This window comes from Nocardia cyriacigeorgica NBRC 100375, assembly GCF_000308555.1.
GTDB lineage: Bacteria > Actinomycetota > Actinomycetes > Mycobacteriales > Mycobacteriaceae > Nocardia > Nocardia cyriacigeorgica.
Genome location: NZ_BAFY01000075.1, coordinates 54,660 through 69,086, shown reverse-complemented (window position 1 = coordinate 69,086; position 14,427 = coordinate 54,660). Strand labels below are relative to the sequence as shown.

Sequence of the window (14,427 nt, the reverse complement as noted above, 5' to 3'; positions counted from 1 at the left end):
GTTCGGTGGAGGCGATGTTCCACGAGTAGTACCACAGGGCGCGCGCCAGCAGCCGGTCACCGGTGACGCGGTCGACGTCTACCACCCGGAAACCGTTATCCGCCAGCCATTCCAGCGTCGGTTCCACCGCGCGTGCCACGATGGCATCGGGTTTGAGCAACAGCAGGGAATGCTCTCGGGCGAATTTCGCCGCGTCCACCCCGGCACGGTCGAGCTGATCGACACTTTCCCGCACATAGGTGTCGCCCACATAGGCGTGCACCTTCTCCGGTTGAGTGGTCAGCGCGCCCAGAAGCTCTCGCAGCGCATCGCTCATCGGCGCACCCCGCCGACGCCATTGCCCGCCAGGACTTCCTCGATCGAGGGCAGCGGCACACCGAGATACCCGGATTCCAGGCAGTAGTCGAGCAGTGCGCGCAGATAGTCCTTGCCGGTGGCCGGGGACGGTCTGCCGAGCAGTACATCGGCGTGCCCGGTGTCGAAGGACAGTCTGCGCCGGAAGTAGCTGGTGTAGAGCGAACCGATGCGCCGGTAGTACTCGCGCTCGATCGGCCCGAGATCGGATTCGGCGAAGCTGGTCTCCGGGACGAAGGTCGCCACCTCGAAGGACGGGTATTCGGCCAGCACATCGGAGACCTCACGCAACGACAGCGTGTCCCGGCCCAGCGCGTGCATGGTGCGTCCCGAGGCCGAATCGAAGTCGAGCACCGCCGCGGCCACCACATCGGCCACGTGATCGACCGGAGCCAGCGACAGCGTCGCGTCGTAGCGGCCCGGCAGCGAGCGCAGCTTGCCCTCCACCATCAGTTTCACCACGGTGTAGAGGTTCTTGTACTCCCGGATGATCCCGGTATCGCTCGCGCCGGTGACGATGCCCGGACGCACGATCGCCCAGCGCAGCCCGCGCGCGCCCGCCGCGTGGACCAGCTGTTCGGCCCGGAACTTGCTGGCTTCGTAGCCATTACCGAACTCGTGTCCGGTCTCGAGTTCGTCCTCCCGGACGATGCCGCCACGCATCCCGCACACATAGGCGGTGCTCACGTGCACCAGCGGCACCTGCCAGCGTTGCGCGAGGTCGATGGCATTGGCGGTGCCCGCGACATTGAGCTGCTCGTAGTCGGTGTCGGAGGCGTCGAAGGCGGTGGTGGCCGCGCAGTGCACGATCACCCCGACCCGCTCGGCGAGGTAGCCTGCGTCGCGATCGCTGAGCCCGAAGCCCGCGGCCCGGATGTCACCGGTGACCGCGCTTCCCGGTTCCAGCAGGGTGCCGTCGTTGCGGGTGATCTCGCCCTTGCGGTGCAGCACCGCGGCGACCGGGCGACCAGCGGCGGCCAGCCTGGCTACCACTTCGGCGCCAACCAGGCCGGTAGCACCGGTGACGAGGGCGGTATCGCGATCGCTCATGACCGGCCGTCCAGACTGCCGGTGATCAGGGTGATGACCTCACCGACCCGGCGCACCCCGACCAGCTCTTCCGGCTGGTATCTGGGCAGCTCGAAGGCGCGCTCGAGCACCACGGTCAGTTCCATCAGTCGCAGCGAATCGAACCCGAGGTCCTCCATGAGCCGCTGATCGTCGGCCATGGCCGCGTCCTGATCCGGCGCCATGGCGCGAATGAGGGCGCGGACGCGGTCGGCGACGGCGGTGTCGATGGCACTCATGCGGACTCGCTTTCGCGTAGATGGGGTTGCTGGCCACCGGTGCTCAGCAGGTCGCGGGCCTCGTCCAGCGGCAAGTCGGTGTCGAGATAGCCGGCGATGCGCAGCCAGTCGTAGCCGATGGCGAGGGTGCGCCGCCATTGTTCGCGCGAATCGAAGGAGGCCGGGAAGTCGGCGCCACCGGCGACCGCGCGCACCAGGACGACGAAATCGTCGATCGCGGCGAATCCGGCCATCATATCCGCACCCGAGGCGATGGCTGTCGAGAAGCGCACCGCCTGCGCGGTTTCCAGGGCGTCCAGCAGTTCGCCGCGACGCCCGGCGTGCGGCGGAAGCAATCGGCGCACCGTCTCGACGGCCGCGACGTCGGCAGGCAGAGGATGAATCCCGAAGGCGGACAGCAGCACCCGCACCGCCATCGCGATCATCCGGTGGGCGGCGATATCGGCGACCGCGCCCTGTGCGTTCTTCACCGCACCCGCCAAATCCTCGCGGGCGTTCTCCAGCACGATGTTCGACCACACCAGGTTCATCGCGCATTCGGTGAACCGGGGGGCGGGCAGCGGTGCGAGGGTGGCGATCGGATCGGTGCTCACCGCGCCGGTGACCCCGAGCGTCGGCGCGGCCCAGGACGGGACCGGCGTGTACGGCCGCAGCGGTTTACACATGGCCAGCGCGGGTTCGATGGGCCGGTCGCCGCGCCAGTGCAGGCCGAACAGGCCCAGGCGCAGGAACTCGGCGAGTTCGGTCCGGATGTCGGTGCTCGCGCGGCCGAGCACGGCGGCCAGCGAATGCCGGAAGACCACCGACCGCCAGGCGCGGCCGCCGCGATCGGAGAGCACGAACACGTCGCGGTCGTCACGAATGATGTGGATACGCTCGCCGATCTTCCAGGTGGTGACGCCGGGGACGCGGGCGAACAGGATCTGGTCCGCATCGTCGGTGACACCGGTGACGCCGAGGTCGGCGGCCAGGGCCAGCAGCTGTTCCCACCACAGTCGCTCTTCGAGGACGTGCTCGGTGGCCGCACCCAGAATGCCTTGTGGTCGAGCATTATCCGCCGCGCGGGCCGCGCGGTCGGCACCATCGACCGGCTCGCCGGTGGCGCAGGCGATCGCGGGACGATCGTCGGTGAGCAGATCGTGGAATCTGGTGATCCGCTCGTCGGCGCCGATGCGGGCCAACTGCTGGGGCAGCCATTTGGTTTCGAGGTAGGTCTCGTTCACTCCGGCTGCCCAGGCCTTCATCGACTGCCGCAGCCCGTCCTGCGCCCACTCACGAGCCTCTGCGTCCGCGCCGAGCGCGCGCAGCGCCACCGCGTAGCGTAGCGCCTGGCGCGCTCGTGCGGCCCACCAGTCGGCCAGCGCCGCCGCGAACTCGCCGTGCGGCAGCGTGGCGCGCAGATCGTCGATATCGGGAGCCCCCGCGCGCACGAGGGTGGCCCGCAGGAACCGCTGGCAGCGGTTGAGCAGGTCTTCGTCCAGGGCGGCGGGATCGGCGGCCTGAGCCACCGTGTCCAGCTGCCGCCGCAGCTGGGCCTCCGAGCGCGTCCGCACCTCGACGCGGCGGCCGTCGATGAACAGCACCGTCGGCAGGGTCGGCAGCTCCTCGGCGCCGGGTGCGACGACAAGGAAGTCCACATCGGAGCCTTCGTTGCCGAATCCCTCGGCCAGCGAGCCCTCGAACAGCACCGCCGAATCCGCCGGGATCGTGACCTTGGTGAGCGCGGCGTCGAGCAGTTCCCTGGTGCGGTCGGCAGGCAGGGTCGGTGTGGGCTTTCCGGAATCGGCAGGGCTGGTGCCGGTGGTCCCGGACGACGCCGTGCCGTCGGCCTCGTGCACCACGGCCCCTTCCAGGAAGCCGTCGGCGAACAACTGCCACATATGCCTGCGTCGCGGTTTACCGCTGGAAGTACGCCGGATGAGCCCACGCGGCCCGGTGACGATGGTGACCGTCTGCGCGGGCCCCAACTCACCGCGAATGATCTTGCGGGCCTCGGCGATCCACTCCCCCGGCGCCGATTCGGCGAACAGTGCGATGCCCTGCGATCCGGCCTCGCTGATCGCCACCGCGGCCAGTTTGCCCTTGGTGATGCCGGTTTCCTGGGCGACCCGCGATTCGATGTCCTCCATGAACACCGAACGGCCACGCACCTTCAGGCTCGAACCCATCCGGCCGAGCACGAAAACCTCACCGCGGTGCAGGAATCCGGCATCGCCGGTGTATAGCACGCCGTCCTCGATGCGGGTCGACGATCCCGGGCTCGGCGGCCCGGAGTAGCCGAGGGCGACCGAATCGCCCACCACCACCATTTCGCCGAGGGTGCCATCGGGCAGATCGTTGCCCTCTTCGTCGACCACCCGCACTGTCGATTCGGGGGTGGAGTAGCCGAGGCCGGTGATCCATCCCGCGCCTTCCACCCGGTGGGCGTCGTCGAGGCGCTGTTCGTCGAGCACCGATACCGGTGCGCCGAACCGCAGCGCGGAATTGTCCAGCCGCAACGCCGTCACCGGACGGCCGCGCGCCGAGGACGTCACCATCAACGTCGCCTCGGCCAACCCATAGGCCAGGGTGTAGGCGTTCATCGAAAAGCCCTGGCGGCCGGTCAGTTCGGCGAACGATTGCAGATCGGCCACCTCGACCGGCTCCGAACCGACCGCGAGGGTGCGCCACCCGGACAGATCCAGCTCGGCGATGTCCTCGGGCCGCACCCGGTGCGCCACATAGCCGAGCGCGAACGACGGCGAGGGCGAATGCTGCGCCCTGGTCATCGCCCGCAGCCAGCGGACCGGGTCGCGCACGAACTGGTCCGGCCGCATCAGATACAGCTCACCCTGGTTGGTGACGGTGGTCAGGAACGCGCCGACCAGGCCCATATCGTGATACAGCGGCAGCCACGACACCATCGCCTCACCCGCACGCCAGTCGATCAGCCGCGAGATCATGTCGATGTTGTTGGCCAGGTTGTGCCAGCTCACCCGCACCCCGCGCGGCGTGCCGGTGGACCCGGAAGTGAACTGGAGCAGCGCACACGGATCCGGCGCGCCGAAGACACGCTCGGCCGGGGCGGGCGGCAAGGTCGCCGGGTCGATGACGACCGGCTCATCGGTGCGGCCCGCCTCAACCATCGCGCGCCGGGCCAGCTGCTCGAACTCGACCGAGGTCACCACCACCCGCGGCTGCGCCTGCGCCAGGATCGCGGCCACATGACCGATGTACTGATCGAGATCGCCGAACATCGGCGGCGCCACCGGCGTGAACACCCCGCCACACGCCCACACCGCGTAAAAGGCTGCCGTACACGGGAATCCGGTCGGCATGACGACACACGCACCGTCGCCGCTGCCCATGCCGTGCTCGCGCATCACCTGCGCGATCGACCAGGTGAGGTCGGCCAGTTCGGCGTAACTGCGGTAATCCCAGCCATCGGCCTCGTCGGCGAAATGGATGCCGGTGGCGGCGTCCGGCTCGACGAGCCACTGACGCACCGTCGCCACATGATCGGTCTCACTCATCGCCGGACTCCGCCCCGGACAGCACCGTCACTGTCCCCGTGGTTCCGTCCACCCGTATCCGCATTCCCGTCCGTATCCGCTTGGTGATGTCCTTGACCTGCACAACCGTCGGCACACCGAGCTCGCGTGCCACGATCGCGACGTGGGTGAGGGGGCTGCCCCGCTCGATCACCAACGCCGACGCGGACGGCAGCGCCGCCACCCATCCGGGGTCGGTGCGGTAGGCGATCAGGATGCCTCCGGCGACGTCACGGGGCTCGTCTACCACAACCGCGCCGCCCTCGACCACACCGGATGATGACGGCGTGCCTGCCAGGACGGTACCCGGGGTCGCGGGAGGGGTATCGGTGACGGGAACCCAGCCCTGGGAAGCCAGTTCCGCCCGGCCGAACGTTGACCCGGCGGTGCTGAACCGGGCGGGTGCCACCAGCTCGGCGTCCTTGGCGCGCTGCACCTTTCGCGCCGTTACCAGATCGCGGTAGGTGCGTGTGTCGGCACCCTCATAGCTACCGCGCAGCTCCTGCACGGTGAGGTAGAAGACGTCGGAGAACTCGTCGATGATCCCGCGCGCGGCCAGGTCGCGGCCCATCACCCGGATCATCCGCTTCACCATGCCGAATGCCCGCGTCCGGCAGAAACGCAACCGCTCGCGGTGTGCCGCGCAGCGGGATACCTTGGCGCGCAGGCGTTCATAGATTCGCCGGCGCACGCCGGTCAGATGCGCGTCGAGGTAGGCGTCGGCTTCGGCGGCCCGATCGGGCTGCTGCCCGGCCTGCCCCACCCGGCCCAGCGCACTGCGCAGCATGACGAACAGGCTCGCCGGATCCTCACGCAGATCGGGGGTCTCCAGTTTCAGCTCGTCGAGGCTGCGGTAGCCGTAGCGGTCGATGTAGGCGTCGACCTCGGCGCGGAACGCCGCATAGGTCTCGTTGCTGTGCAGCTGACGGTAGACCTGTTGCGGTTCGGTCGAATTGATGAGCGCGGTCAGTTCCGGATCGGCATGCACCGTCTCGGCCATCGCCGTCAGCGCGCGCGCCGGTTCCGCCGACTCCACATCCGCGCCCGGCCCGACGACCGCGTACAGGAACCACTCCGGCGCCTTGGGCAGGAACAGCTTGGTGAGCAGGAACATCGCGCCGGTGCAGGTGAGCAGGATGGCGTCGAGCACCATCAGCGGACCCCAGCGCCGCACCAGGTCGGCGTCGACCTTGCGGTAGGCGGCGTAGGCCTGTTCACCGGTGAGCGTCGTGTAGTCCAGCGCCTCGTATTCGTCGTAGACCCGGTAGAACTCGGTGAGGAACTGCTCGACCATCGCGTCGATGCCGAACAGTCTGCGCACATAGGTGACGGTGGTGACCGTGCGTGACCGGATCCGTTCGGCCGCCGAGCCGAAGGTGTAGGGCCGCAAGGTTTTCGCGACCTCGTCGGGCAGCGGTTCGTCCACCCCGAGCGCCGCCTCCAGCACCTTGCGGTTGAGCGGATAGCCGGGCGCGATACCGACCATCCGATACCAGTGCAGCAGGTTGTAGTAGACCCGGCCGTGGAAGTAGCCGAGCAACACCGGCGTCCACTCGTCGGTCTGGCGCAACTGCTCGGCGGGCACCTTCAGCGATTCGGCGTAACCGCGGTAGACGCGGCCGTAGATATCGGCGGCGGTGGTGTAGGTCAGCGGCGACGTGAGGCCGCTGAAGCTCTCGATGATGTTGGAGTTGTCCCAGATCCGGGTCTCGCCGTCGGGCACGGCCTCACCGGCGCCACGGATCAGCGCGGCCGCGGCCACCGCCCGGTCCGCCGCAGGTGCGAGCGCGGTGGTGATGGGACGGGCTTGCAGGAACCAGATGCCGTCGTCGTCGATGGCCCATTCGATGTCCTGCGGTGCGCCCAGCTCCGCCTCCAGTTTGCGGCCCAGCTCGGCGAGGGCGGCGATCTCGGCCTCGGACAGCGCCAGGCGTGCCCGGCGCTCGGCATCGACCGCGCCGGCGGTCGATCCACCCGGATCGCTCGGCAGAAAGGCGCGGTCCTTGTCACCGATGACGGTGTCGAGCACGTTGCCCGAGCGGTCCACGACCACCGAATCGGCGTCGACCGCGCCGGAAACCAGGCCCTCCCCCAGGCCGTACACCGCACTGATCACCAACTCGTCGGGCGAACCGCTCGCCGGATCGGCGGTGAACATCACCCCGCTGACCCTGGCAGCCACCAATCGCTGCAACACCACCGCGACGGCGGCGACTCTGGGCTGGTCGTGGGCGAAGGCGTACTCGATCGAACGCTGCGAGAACGCCGAGGCCCAGCAGGCACGCACCTGGCGCCGCACCGCGTCCTCGCCGTCGACATTGAGAAACGAATCGAACTGACCGGCATAGGAATGCGCCGGGCCGTCCTCGGCCGCGACCGAGGAACGCACCGCGACGGCGCCACCACCGAGTCTGCGGTACCCGGCGTCGATCAGCTCGGCGACATCTGCGGGCAGATCGGCGGACTCGATCGCCGACCGCAACGCCGCACCGGCCGACGCGGCCGCTTCGGGCGTGTCGGCCGCGGCGAACTCCGCGATCTGCTCGTCCAGGCCCGCACCGGTGGCGAACGCGTCGAAGACATCGGTGCCGAGCACCGCCCACTCCGGAACCGCGAAGCCACTGTTGTGCAGGATGTGCAATCCGCGGGCCTTACCGCCTGCCGAGGCCGAGATGGCCCCCGAGTCGGTCCACGGTCCGAGCAGCTGCACGCTTCCTCCCATCGCTCCCGGTCGATACCGGGCAGCTCATATTCTCGGGCCCACCGCGCGCACGGTGGGCCCGCGACCGAGTAAATCCGAGCATTGTCTGTATATCCGAGAATTGACCATGGTGTTAGCTCACAATCCTCGGGTCCTCAGCCAGTGCCACGCCGTGCGGTACCCCATCGGCGGCCACCGCGGACGTGGCGACCACTAAGCTGTCGGGCAGCGTCGGTGGGTGCGGTGAGGATGTGATCGGGTCGTGAGTTGGACGTTCACCCCGGACGAGTTCGCCCATATCTGGCGCGAAACCGACCAGGACCGTCATCCATACCCCTTGCGCATCCTGGAAACACCGCGTACCGAACGCGAGGCCGACGCGCTGCGCGCCGAACTCGCCTCCCGGCTGCCGCTGGGCGCCGACCCGGATCTGTCGGCCTGCCTGCGCATTCTCGCCGCCCCGCATACCAGGATCGTCGCCGTCGGCGGCGGGCACACCGCCGGCAGCGAGATCCGGTTGCTGGCCGGGGCCGTCTTCGATCGCGGCGTACTCGCCGTCCAGGAACCCGGGCGCACACCGGACTTCGGTGGGCGGGTCCGCATATCCATCGGCCACAGCGCAAAACTCGGCGCCCGCATCGCCGCGCTGCTGCCGAAAACGCCCGCGGGACGCGAACCGGCTCGTGCCGCCGCAATCGAGGCGATTCGCGACGACGAGGTGGTCATCGCCACCGAGCGTGCGGCGCTGCCGATCCGGCGGCTACTGCTGCGACCGCACACCGCAGAAGGCCATATCCGCATCGAGGCCCGCCTGGACCGGCCGACGCCGCCGGCGCCGGTGCACTACACCTGGATCGACGTCGAGGGCGACGGCCGCTATCTCATCAAAGCCGGTGACACCGTGCATATCGTGCCCGCGAGCAGCGAACAGCTGGCCGCGCAACTGCAAAAGCGGGTACCCGCCTGATCTGTTCACCCACTGACCGGCGGCCTCGATTGCGGCTACGCTGAATCGGACCGAGGAGGGGACAGCGATGACGATCGAGAGCAGCCGAGCCGAAATCGCCCGATTTCGGCAAGCGGCACACGCGGGCACAGTCAAGTTCGATCCGGCCGCGGCGCGGCGCTGCGCCGAACTCTACGACCACCAGGTCGATCGCCTCCTGCACCTGCAACAACGGCTGGAATCGGTCGCCGAACCGCACGGTTTCGGCGGATTCGTCTCGGCCCAGCAGTTGCAGGCCGGGTTCGGGCACAAGGCCCGCGATGCCGCCGCCCTGCTCGACCACTACATCGAGGCCGCCTACCGGATGAAAGAGGCGTTCCTGATCAGCGGCGGTCTCTACGAGGAAGCCGACGCCGCCAACGCCGCCGCGGTGCGGGCCGTCGCCTCGAGGCTGCCCCGATGAGCGGCACCGACCCCGACTACATCAGCGCGATGGAGCACTTCGAGTCCATGCGGCACGAAGAGATCTACGCGAAAACCCAGGAGATCGACGCCGCCGCGATCGTGGCGACCTCCGCCGCCTGGCTGGAAGCCGCCGCGGGCCTGTCCACCTCGTTCCCCCTCACCCGCGACAGCGTCGACCGGGTGATGGGCTCGATGGACTGGGAAGGCGCCGCTGCCGACGCCGCCCACGCCAGCGCCCGCAGCTTCGCCGCCTCGGTCGACGAACTGGCCGCGGTCCTCGGCCAGGTCGGCGCCCGGATCGGTGCGGTCGCCGCCGCGGCCGAAGCGGTGAAACTCGCTGTCGTGCCGCCCGGCGGATCGGGACCCATCGGCGCCATCGCCCGGCTGCTCGAGGCCGCGAACGTCATCGATGCGCAGATGGCGCAAGAGGCCTTGCGGCAGGAAGCCGTGCTGGCGATGAACATGATCTACAAACCGGCCTACACGCTGGCCGGGACCGGCGTCCCGGCACTGCCCGACCCGCCCGCAGCCCCCGGAAGCCCGGCGCCACTGGCACCTCCCCCGCAGAGTCAGTGGCGTGACGACCAGCAGCCTGCCCCACCGAACGGGTCGAATCCCCCACGTGCCCAGGACGATCCGGTAATCGCACCACCGGTCCCGGCCATACCGCCGGACACCGGGACTCCCGCACCGCAACAGCGCGGCGAGGCGCCTCCGCAGCCCCGCTCCGAAGACAACCCGCCGCCCACCGAGCATCCGCAGGACCGCACACCGCCGTCGCCCCCCACTCAGCAGGCTCCCCCGCTGCCCGTGCCGCCCCCTGCCGAACCACCCGTGCCGGTTCCGCCTCCCGCACAGGCGCCCACGCCTGCGCCACCGTCAGCGGACGTCCCCGTGCCGCCGGCCTCACCCGAGCCGCCGGTGCCTGCTCCGCCCGCCACCGAGACCACACCGGTGCAACCACCGGCCGAGCCACCCGTTCCCGTTCCCCCACCGGCAGGACCTCCTGCACCGACACCACCGCCTGCCGAACCGTCCCCACCGGGACCCATCCCGGCCGAGCCGCCGGCTCCCGTACCCCCGCCGCCGGCAGCACCGCCGGCTCCCGCGTCGCCGCCACCGGCTCAACCGCCAGTCGAACCTCCGCCGCTGCCGCAAGCACCGCCCCCGCCCCCGATCCCGACCCCGGAGACCCCGCCGGTCCCCCTCCCCGACCCGGGCGGACAACCCGGCATCACCGGACCGATCCCCGAAGGCCAGCCGCCGGCCACCGATCAGCCCGGCGTCATTCCGCCGCAAGGGTCGTAACAGGAGGCACCCGCAACAGCGTCACCGATCCATGTGCGAGCGGATCCGTGGCCGAGAACAAGCTCCTTCAAACTGATGCCGCGCGCCGCCGCGGCGACCTTGGCCGCCTGCATGAGGTCTGGGGAGAGGTCAACCGTGGTGCGCATAAAAGCAAATCAAAATCGCCACTACACCTTCACCAGGTCGTCGGCGTGGATGACAGGACGCTGCATGGTGTCGGGGAGCTCGGCGGTGGAGCGGCCGAGCATCGTCGTCAGTTCGGCCGCGTCGTATTCGACCACGCCGCGGGCCACCAGGCGGTTGTCGGGGGCGATGAGGTCGACGACGTCGCCGCCGTGGAAGCGGCCGCGCACAGCGGTGATACCCGCGGCCAGCAGGGAGTGGCGGCGGTGCGCGACGGCGGCGACGGCGCCCTCGTCGATGTGGATGGCGCCGCGGCTGTCGGCGGCGTGCCGCACCCAGAACTTGCGGGCGGACAGGCGAACCGGGCGAGCCGCGAACGCGGTGCCGACAGTGCCGCTGCTCAACGCGGTCGCCGCTTCGGAGGCCGCGGCCAGCAGCACGGGCACGCCGGCGTCGGCGGCGAGCCGGGCCGCGGACAGCTTCGAGGCCATGCCACCGGTGCCGAGCGCGCCGCCGGTGCCGGCAATCACTCCATCCAGATCGGCGCTGGAACGCACCTCGGGAATGAAGGTCGCGCCGCCCTTGCGCGGATCGCCATCGTAGAGGCCCTCGACATCCGACAGCAGCACCAGCGCGTCGGCACCGACCAGGTGCGCGACCAGCGCCGCGAGCCGGTCGTTGTCACCGAAACGGATCTCTTCGGTTGCGACAGTGTCGTTTTCGTTCACCACCGCCACCGCGCCGAGCGAACGCAGCCGGTCGAGGGTGCGCTGTGCGTTGCGGTGATGTTCGCGGCGGGAGAAGTCGTCGGCACTGAGCAGGACCTGGCCGACGGTGCGGCCGTAGCGGGCGAACGAGGTGCCCCACGCGTGCGCGAGCGCGAGCTGGCCGACGCTGGCCGCGGCCTGCTTGGTGGCCAGATCGCGTGGACGAGCGCTCAGACCGAGCGGGGCCATACCGGCGCCGATCGCGCCCGAGGACACCACCACCACATCCGATCCGGCCCGCATCCGCGCCTCGACGGCGTCGGCGAGCCGATCCAGCCGAGCGGTGTCCAGACCTGCCTTCATGCTGGTGAGGGCCGAGGACCCGATCTTCACCACCACACTGCGCGCACCGGCGATGGCCTGGCGCGCCTCACTGAGTTCGGCGCCGAACTGCACCTGCGTTTCCGTCACGGCTGATCTCCACCACTGTTCTCGCGCGCGGCACGACGGACGCCGTGCCTACGCTTCGTCCTCGTCGTCGCGCACCAGACCGCGACGCACCCGGGAGGCATGCTTGCGTTCGGCCGCACTGACCCGGTCGGTCTGCTCGAGCCGGATATCGGTGCCGCGGCCGGTGGGCACCATGTCGACGCCCGCGGAGATCTGCGGCTCCCATTCGAAGGTGACGTCACCGATGGTGACGGGCGCGCCCGGTTCCGCGCCGAGACGTACGAGTTCGTCTTCGACGCCGAGGCGGGCGAGCCGGTCGGCCAGGTAGCCGACGGCCTCGTCGTTGTCGAACTGGGTCTGGCGCACCCAGCGCTCGGGCCGGGTCCCGCGCACGATGAAGCCGCCGGGTTCCTCCGGATCCGCGATCACGCTGAAACCGGTCTCGTCGACCGCGATCGGCCGGATCACCGGACGCTTCGGCGCTGCCTTCGGATGTTCCTCGCGGTACTTGCGCACCATGTCGGCCAGCGCGAACGTCAGCGGCCGCAGCCCCGCCCGGCTCACCGCCGAGATCTGGAACACCGGCCAGCCGCGCGCGGCGAACTCCTCGGTGACCATCTCGGCCAGTTCGGCGGCATCGGGCACATCGGTCTTGTTCAGGATCACCACGCGCGGGCGGTCGGCCAGATCACCCAGCCCGGCGTCGGCACTCAGCGCGGGCTTGTAGGCCGCCAGTTCCGCCTCGAGCGCGTCGACATCGGAGACGGGATCGCGGCCCGGCTCCAAGGTCGCGCAGTCCACCACGTGCGCGAGCACGGCGCAGCGCTCCAGATGACGCAGGAAGTCGAGGCCGAGCCCACGGCCCTGGCTCGCGCCCGGGATCAGACCCGGCACGTCGGCGACGGTGAAGGTGGTGTCGCCGCTGGCGACCACACCGAGATTGGGCACCAGCGTGGTGAAGGGGTAGTCGGCGATCTTGGGTTTGGCCGCCGACAGCACCGAGACCAGCGAGGACTTACCGGCCGACGGGAACCCGACCAGCCCAACATCGGCCACCGACTTGAGCTCGAGCACGATGTCGCGCTCTTCGCCCTCCTCGCCGAGCAACGCGAAACCGGGCGCCTTGCGCGCTTTGGAGGCCAGCGCGGCATTGCCGAGCCCGCCGCGTCCGCCGCGGGCGGCGATGAATCGGTTGCCCGCACCGACGAGATCCATCAGCACTTCACCGTCGGCCCCCAGCACCACGGTGCCGTCGGGCACTTTCAGCAGCAGGTCGGTGCCCTGTTTGCCGTCCCGGTTGCCGCCTTCGCCCGGCTTGCCGTTGCTCGCCTTGGCATGCGGATGGAAATGGAAGTCCAGCAGCGTGTGCACATTGGGATCGACCTCGAGGATCACGTCGCCGCCGTTGCCGCCATTACCGCCGTCGGGGCCGCCGAGCGGCTTGAACTTCTCCCGGTGCACCGACGCGCAGCCGTGGCCGCCCTTGCCAGCACGCACATGAAGTACGACACGGTCGATGAATTTGGACATACGCCGAATCATCCTCCTTCGGTCTGGTCGGGACGGCGAACGTCGCCGCAGGTCACTGCTGATGGAAACAACGAAAAGCGGGCCAGGGGTATGTCACCCTGACCCGCTCGTCTGTGTTGGAGTCGTCAGCCGGTCAGGCCTGGACCGGCTCCGGAACCACGATGTTGACGGTCTTGCGTCCACGCTTGGTGCCGAACTCCACCGCGCCCGCCTCGAGGGCGAACAGGGTGTCGTCACCGCCACGGCCGACGTTCACGCCGGGGTGGAAGTGCGTGCCGCGCTGACGCACCAGGATCTCGCCGGCCTTGACGGACTGACCGCCGAACCGCTTCACGCCGAGGCGCTTGCTGTTGGAATCGCGACCGTTCCGGGAGCTGGATGCACCCTTCTTATGTGCCATTGCTGTAACTCCTCCAGGTGAGGGCTCGGTGAACCCCCGGGCCGATTACTTGATGCCGGTGACCTTCAGGACCGTCAGCGGCTGACGGTGACCCTGGCGCTTGTGGTAGCCGGTCTTGTTCTTGAACTTGTGGATGCGGATCTTCGGGCCCTTGGTCTGCTCGACGACCTCGGCGGACACCGACACCTTGGCCAGCTTGTCCGCATCGGCGGTCAGCTCGGCGCCGTTGACCACGAGCACCGGCGACAGATCCACAGCGGTGCCCGGCGCACCCTCGATCTTCTCGACCTTCACCAGGTCACCGACCGCGACCTTGTACTGCTTTCCGCCGGTCTTGACGATCGCGTACGTTGCCATCGGTCGGCTGCCCTTCTTCCTCTAGGTGTGCGACGCTTGCTAGCGCGGCTGGAGTGGCACCCGGCCGGAGAATTCCACCGGGCATCCACTACACATCTGGTCTGGTAGTCACCGCCGCCTCAGCACTGGCGATTGCTCTATAGCTTCGCGGGCACAGCGTGATAAAACGCTGTCGCCGGGCAGCGACTGTCCAAGATTACAGGACGCATAGGTGCGCGACCAAACCGGCCACCGAACGACAGTGGCCCC

The 14,427-nt window shown here is 69.3% G+C and carries 11 protein-coding genes and 1 pseudogene; 3 read left to right on the top strand and 9 right to left on the bottom strand.

Annotated features, from left to right (window positions below; genetic code table 11):
* The 5 genes and pseudogenes from RJ05_RS07230 to RJ05_RS07210 form a co-directional block, all read right to left on the bottom strand.
* Window positions 1-316: pseudogene (locus RJ05_RS07230) on the bottom strand (nucleoside-diphosphate kinase); the annotation flags it as partial.
* Complete coding sequence (locus RJ05_RS07225; RefSeq protein ID WP_036534632.1) at window positions 313-1,404, bottom strand: SDR family oxidoreductase; 1,092 nt, start codon at window positions 1,402-1,404, stop codon at window positions 313-315. The pseudogene RJ05_RS07230 and the gene RJ05_RS07225, both read right to left, overlap by 4 nt.
* Window positions 1,401-1,661: an acyl carrier protein gene (locus RJ05_RS07220; RefSeq protein WP_051016314.1), complete on the bottom strand. Its 261-nt coding sequence runs from the start codon at window positions 1,659-1,661 to the stop codon at window positions 1,401-1,403. The genes RJ05_RS07225 and RJ05_RS07220 overlap by 4 nt, the downstream gene beginning before the upstream one ends.
* Complete coding sequence (locus tag RJ05_RS07215; protein ID WP_036534602.1) at window positions 1,658-5,173, bottom strand: AMP-binding protein; 3,516 nt, start codon at window positions 5,171-5,173, stop codon at window positions 1,658-1,660. Before RJ05_RS07215 ends, RJ05_RS07220 begins: the two co-directional genes overlap by 4 nt.
* Window positions 5,166-7,901: a phosphoenolpyruvate synthase gene (locus RJ05_RS07210; protein ID WP_051016313.1), complete on the bottom strand. Its 2,736-nt coding sequence runs from the start codon at window positions 7,899-7,901 to the stop codon at window positions 5,166-5,168. The genes RJ05_RS07215 and RJ05_RS07210 overlap by 8 nt, the downstream gene beginning before the upstream one ends.
* Before the next feature lie 253 nt (window positions 7,902-8,154).
* Here RJ05_RS07210 and RJ05_RS07205 point away from each other — a divergent pair, with 253 nt between their 5' ends.
* The 3 genes from RJ05_RS07205 to RJ05_RS07195 all read left to right on the top strand — a co-directional run bounded on the left by RJ05_RS07205 (window position 8,155) and on the right by RJ05_RS07195 (window position 10,611).
* On the top strand, window positions 8,155-8,859 hold the full coding sequence (locus RJ05_RS07205) for an ESX secretion-associated protein EspG (protein ID WP_036534600.1): 705 nt from the start codon (window positions 8,155-8,157) through the stop codon (window positions 8,857-8,859).
* A 67-nt stretch (window positions 8,860-8,926) separates the two neighbouring features.
* On the top strand, window positions 8,927-9,301 hold the full coding sequence (locus RJ05_RS07200) for a hypothetical protein (RefSeq protein WP_036534597.1): 375 nt from the start codon (window positions 8,927-8,929) through the stop codon (window positions 9,299-9,301).
* Window positions 9,298-10,611, top strand: coding sequence for a hypothetical protein (locus tag RJ05_RS07195; protein WP_036534595.1), 1,314 nt, complete (start codon window positions 9,298-9,300; stop codon window positions 10,609-10,611). The genes RJ05_RS07200 and RJ05_RS07195 overlap by 4 nt, the downstream gene beginning before the upstream one ends.
* A 167-nt stretch (window positions 10,612-10,778) precedes the next feature.
* Here RJ05_RS07195 and proB read toward each other — a convergent pair whose 3' ends face one another.
* The 4 genes from proB to rplU form a co-directional block, all read right to left on the bottom strand.
* On the bottom strand, window positions 10,779-11,912 hold the full coding sequence (gene proB / locus RJ05_RS07190; RefSeq protein WP_232052353.1) for a glutamate 5-kinase: 1,134 nt from the start codon (window positions 11,910-11,912) through the stop codon (window positions 10,779-10,781).
* Between the two features lie 48 nt (window positions 11,913-11,960).
* A complete protein-coding gene (gene obgE / locus RJ05_RS07185; protein ID WP_036534592.1) occupies window positions 11,961-13,421 on the bottom strand; it encodes a GTPase ObgE in 1,461 nt (486 codons plus the stop codon).
* Between the two features lie 133 nt (window positions 13,422-13,554).
* The gene (gene rpmA, locus RJ05_RS07180) at window positions 13,555-13,821 is read right to left on the bottom strand and encodes a 50S ribosomal protein L27 (RefSeq protein ID WP_036534590.1); all 267 of its coding nucleotides are present in this window, start codon (window positions 13,819-13,821) and stop codon (window positions 13,555-13,557) included.
* Between the two features lie 45 nt (window positions 13,822-13,866).
* Window positions 13,867-14,178: a 50S ribosomal protein L21 gene (gene rplU / locus RJ05_RS07175; RefSeq protein ID WP_014349679.1), complete on the bottom strand. Its 312-nt coding sequence runs from the start codon at window positions 14,176-14,178 to the stop codon at window positions 13,867-13,869.
* Window positions 14,179-14,427 lie beyond the last annotated feature (249 nt).

Excerpts from the sequence above, each read along its gene's own strand:
- RJ05_RS07195 (WP_036534595.1), top strand. The coding sequence starts at position 9,298 with ATGAGCGGCACCGACCCCGACTACATCAGCGCGATGGAGCACTTCGAG.
- obgE (WP_036534592.1), bottom strand. The coding sequence starts at position 13,421 with ATGTCCAAATTCATCGACCGTGTCGTACTTCATGTGCGTGCTGGCAAG.
- RJ05_RS07215 (WP_036534602.1), bottom strand. The coding sequence starts at position 5,173 with ATGAGTGAGACCGATCATGTGGCGACGGTGCGTCAGTGGCTCGTCGAG.
- RJ05_RS07220 (WP_051016314.1), bottom strand. The coding sequence starts at position 1,661 with ATGAGTGCCATCGACACCGCCGTCGCCGACCGCGTCCGCGCCCTCATT.
- RJ05_RS07200 (WP_036534597.1), top strand. The coding sequence starts at position 8,927 with ATGACGATCGAGAGCAGCCGAGCCGAAATCGCCCGATTTCGGCAAGCG.
- RJ05_RS07225 (WP_036534632.1), bottom strand. The coding sequence starts at position 1,404 with ATGAGCGATCGCGATACCGCCCTCGTCACCGGTGCTACCGGCCTGGTT.
- rplU (WP_014349679.1), bottom strand. The coding sequence starts at position 14,178 with ATGGCAACGTACGCGATCGTCAAGACCGGCGGAAAGCAGTACAAGGTC.
- rpmA (WP_036534590.1), bottom strand. The coding sequence starts at position 13,821 with ATGGCACATAAGAAGGGTGCATCCAGCTCCCGGAACGGTCGCGATTCC.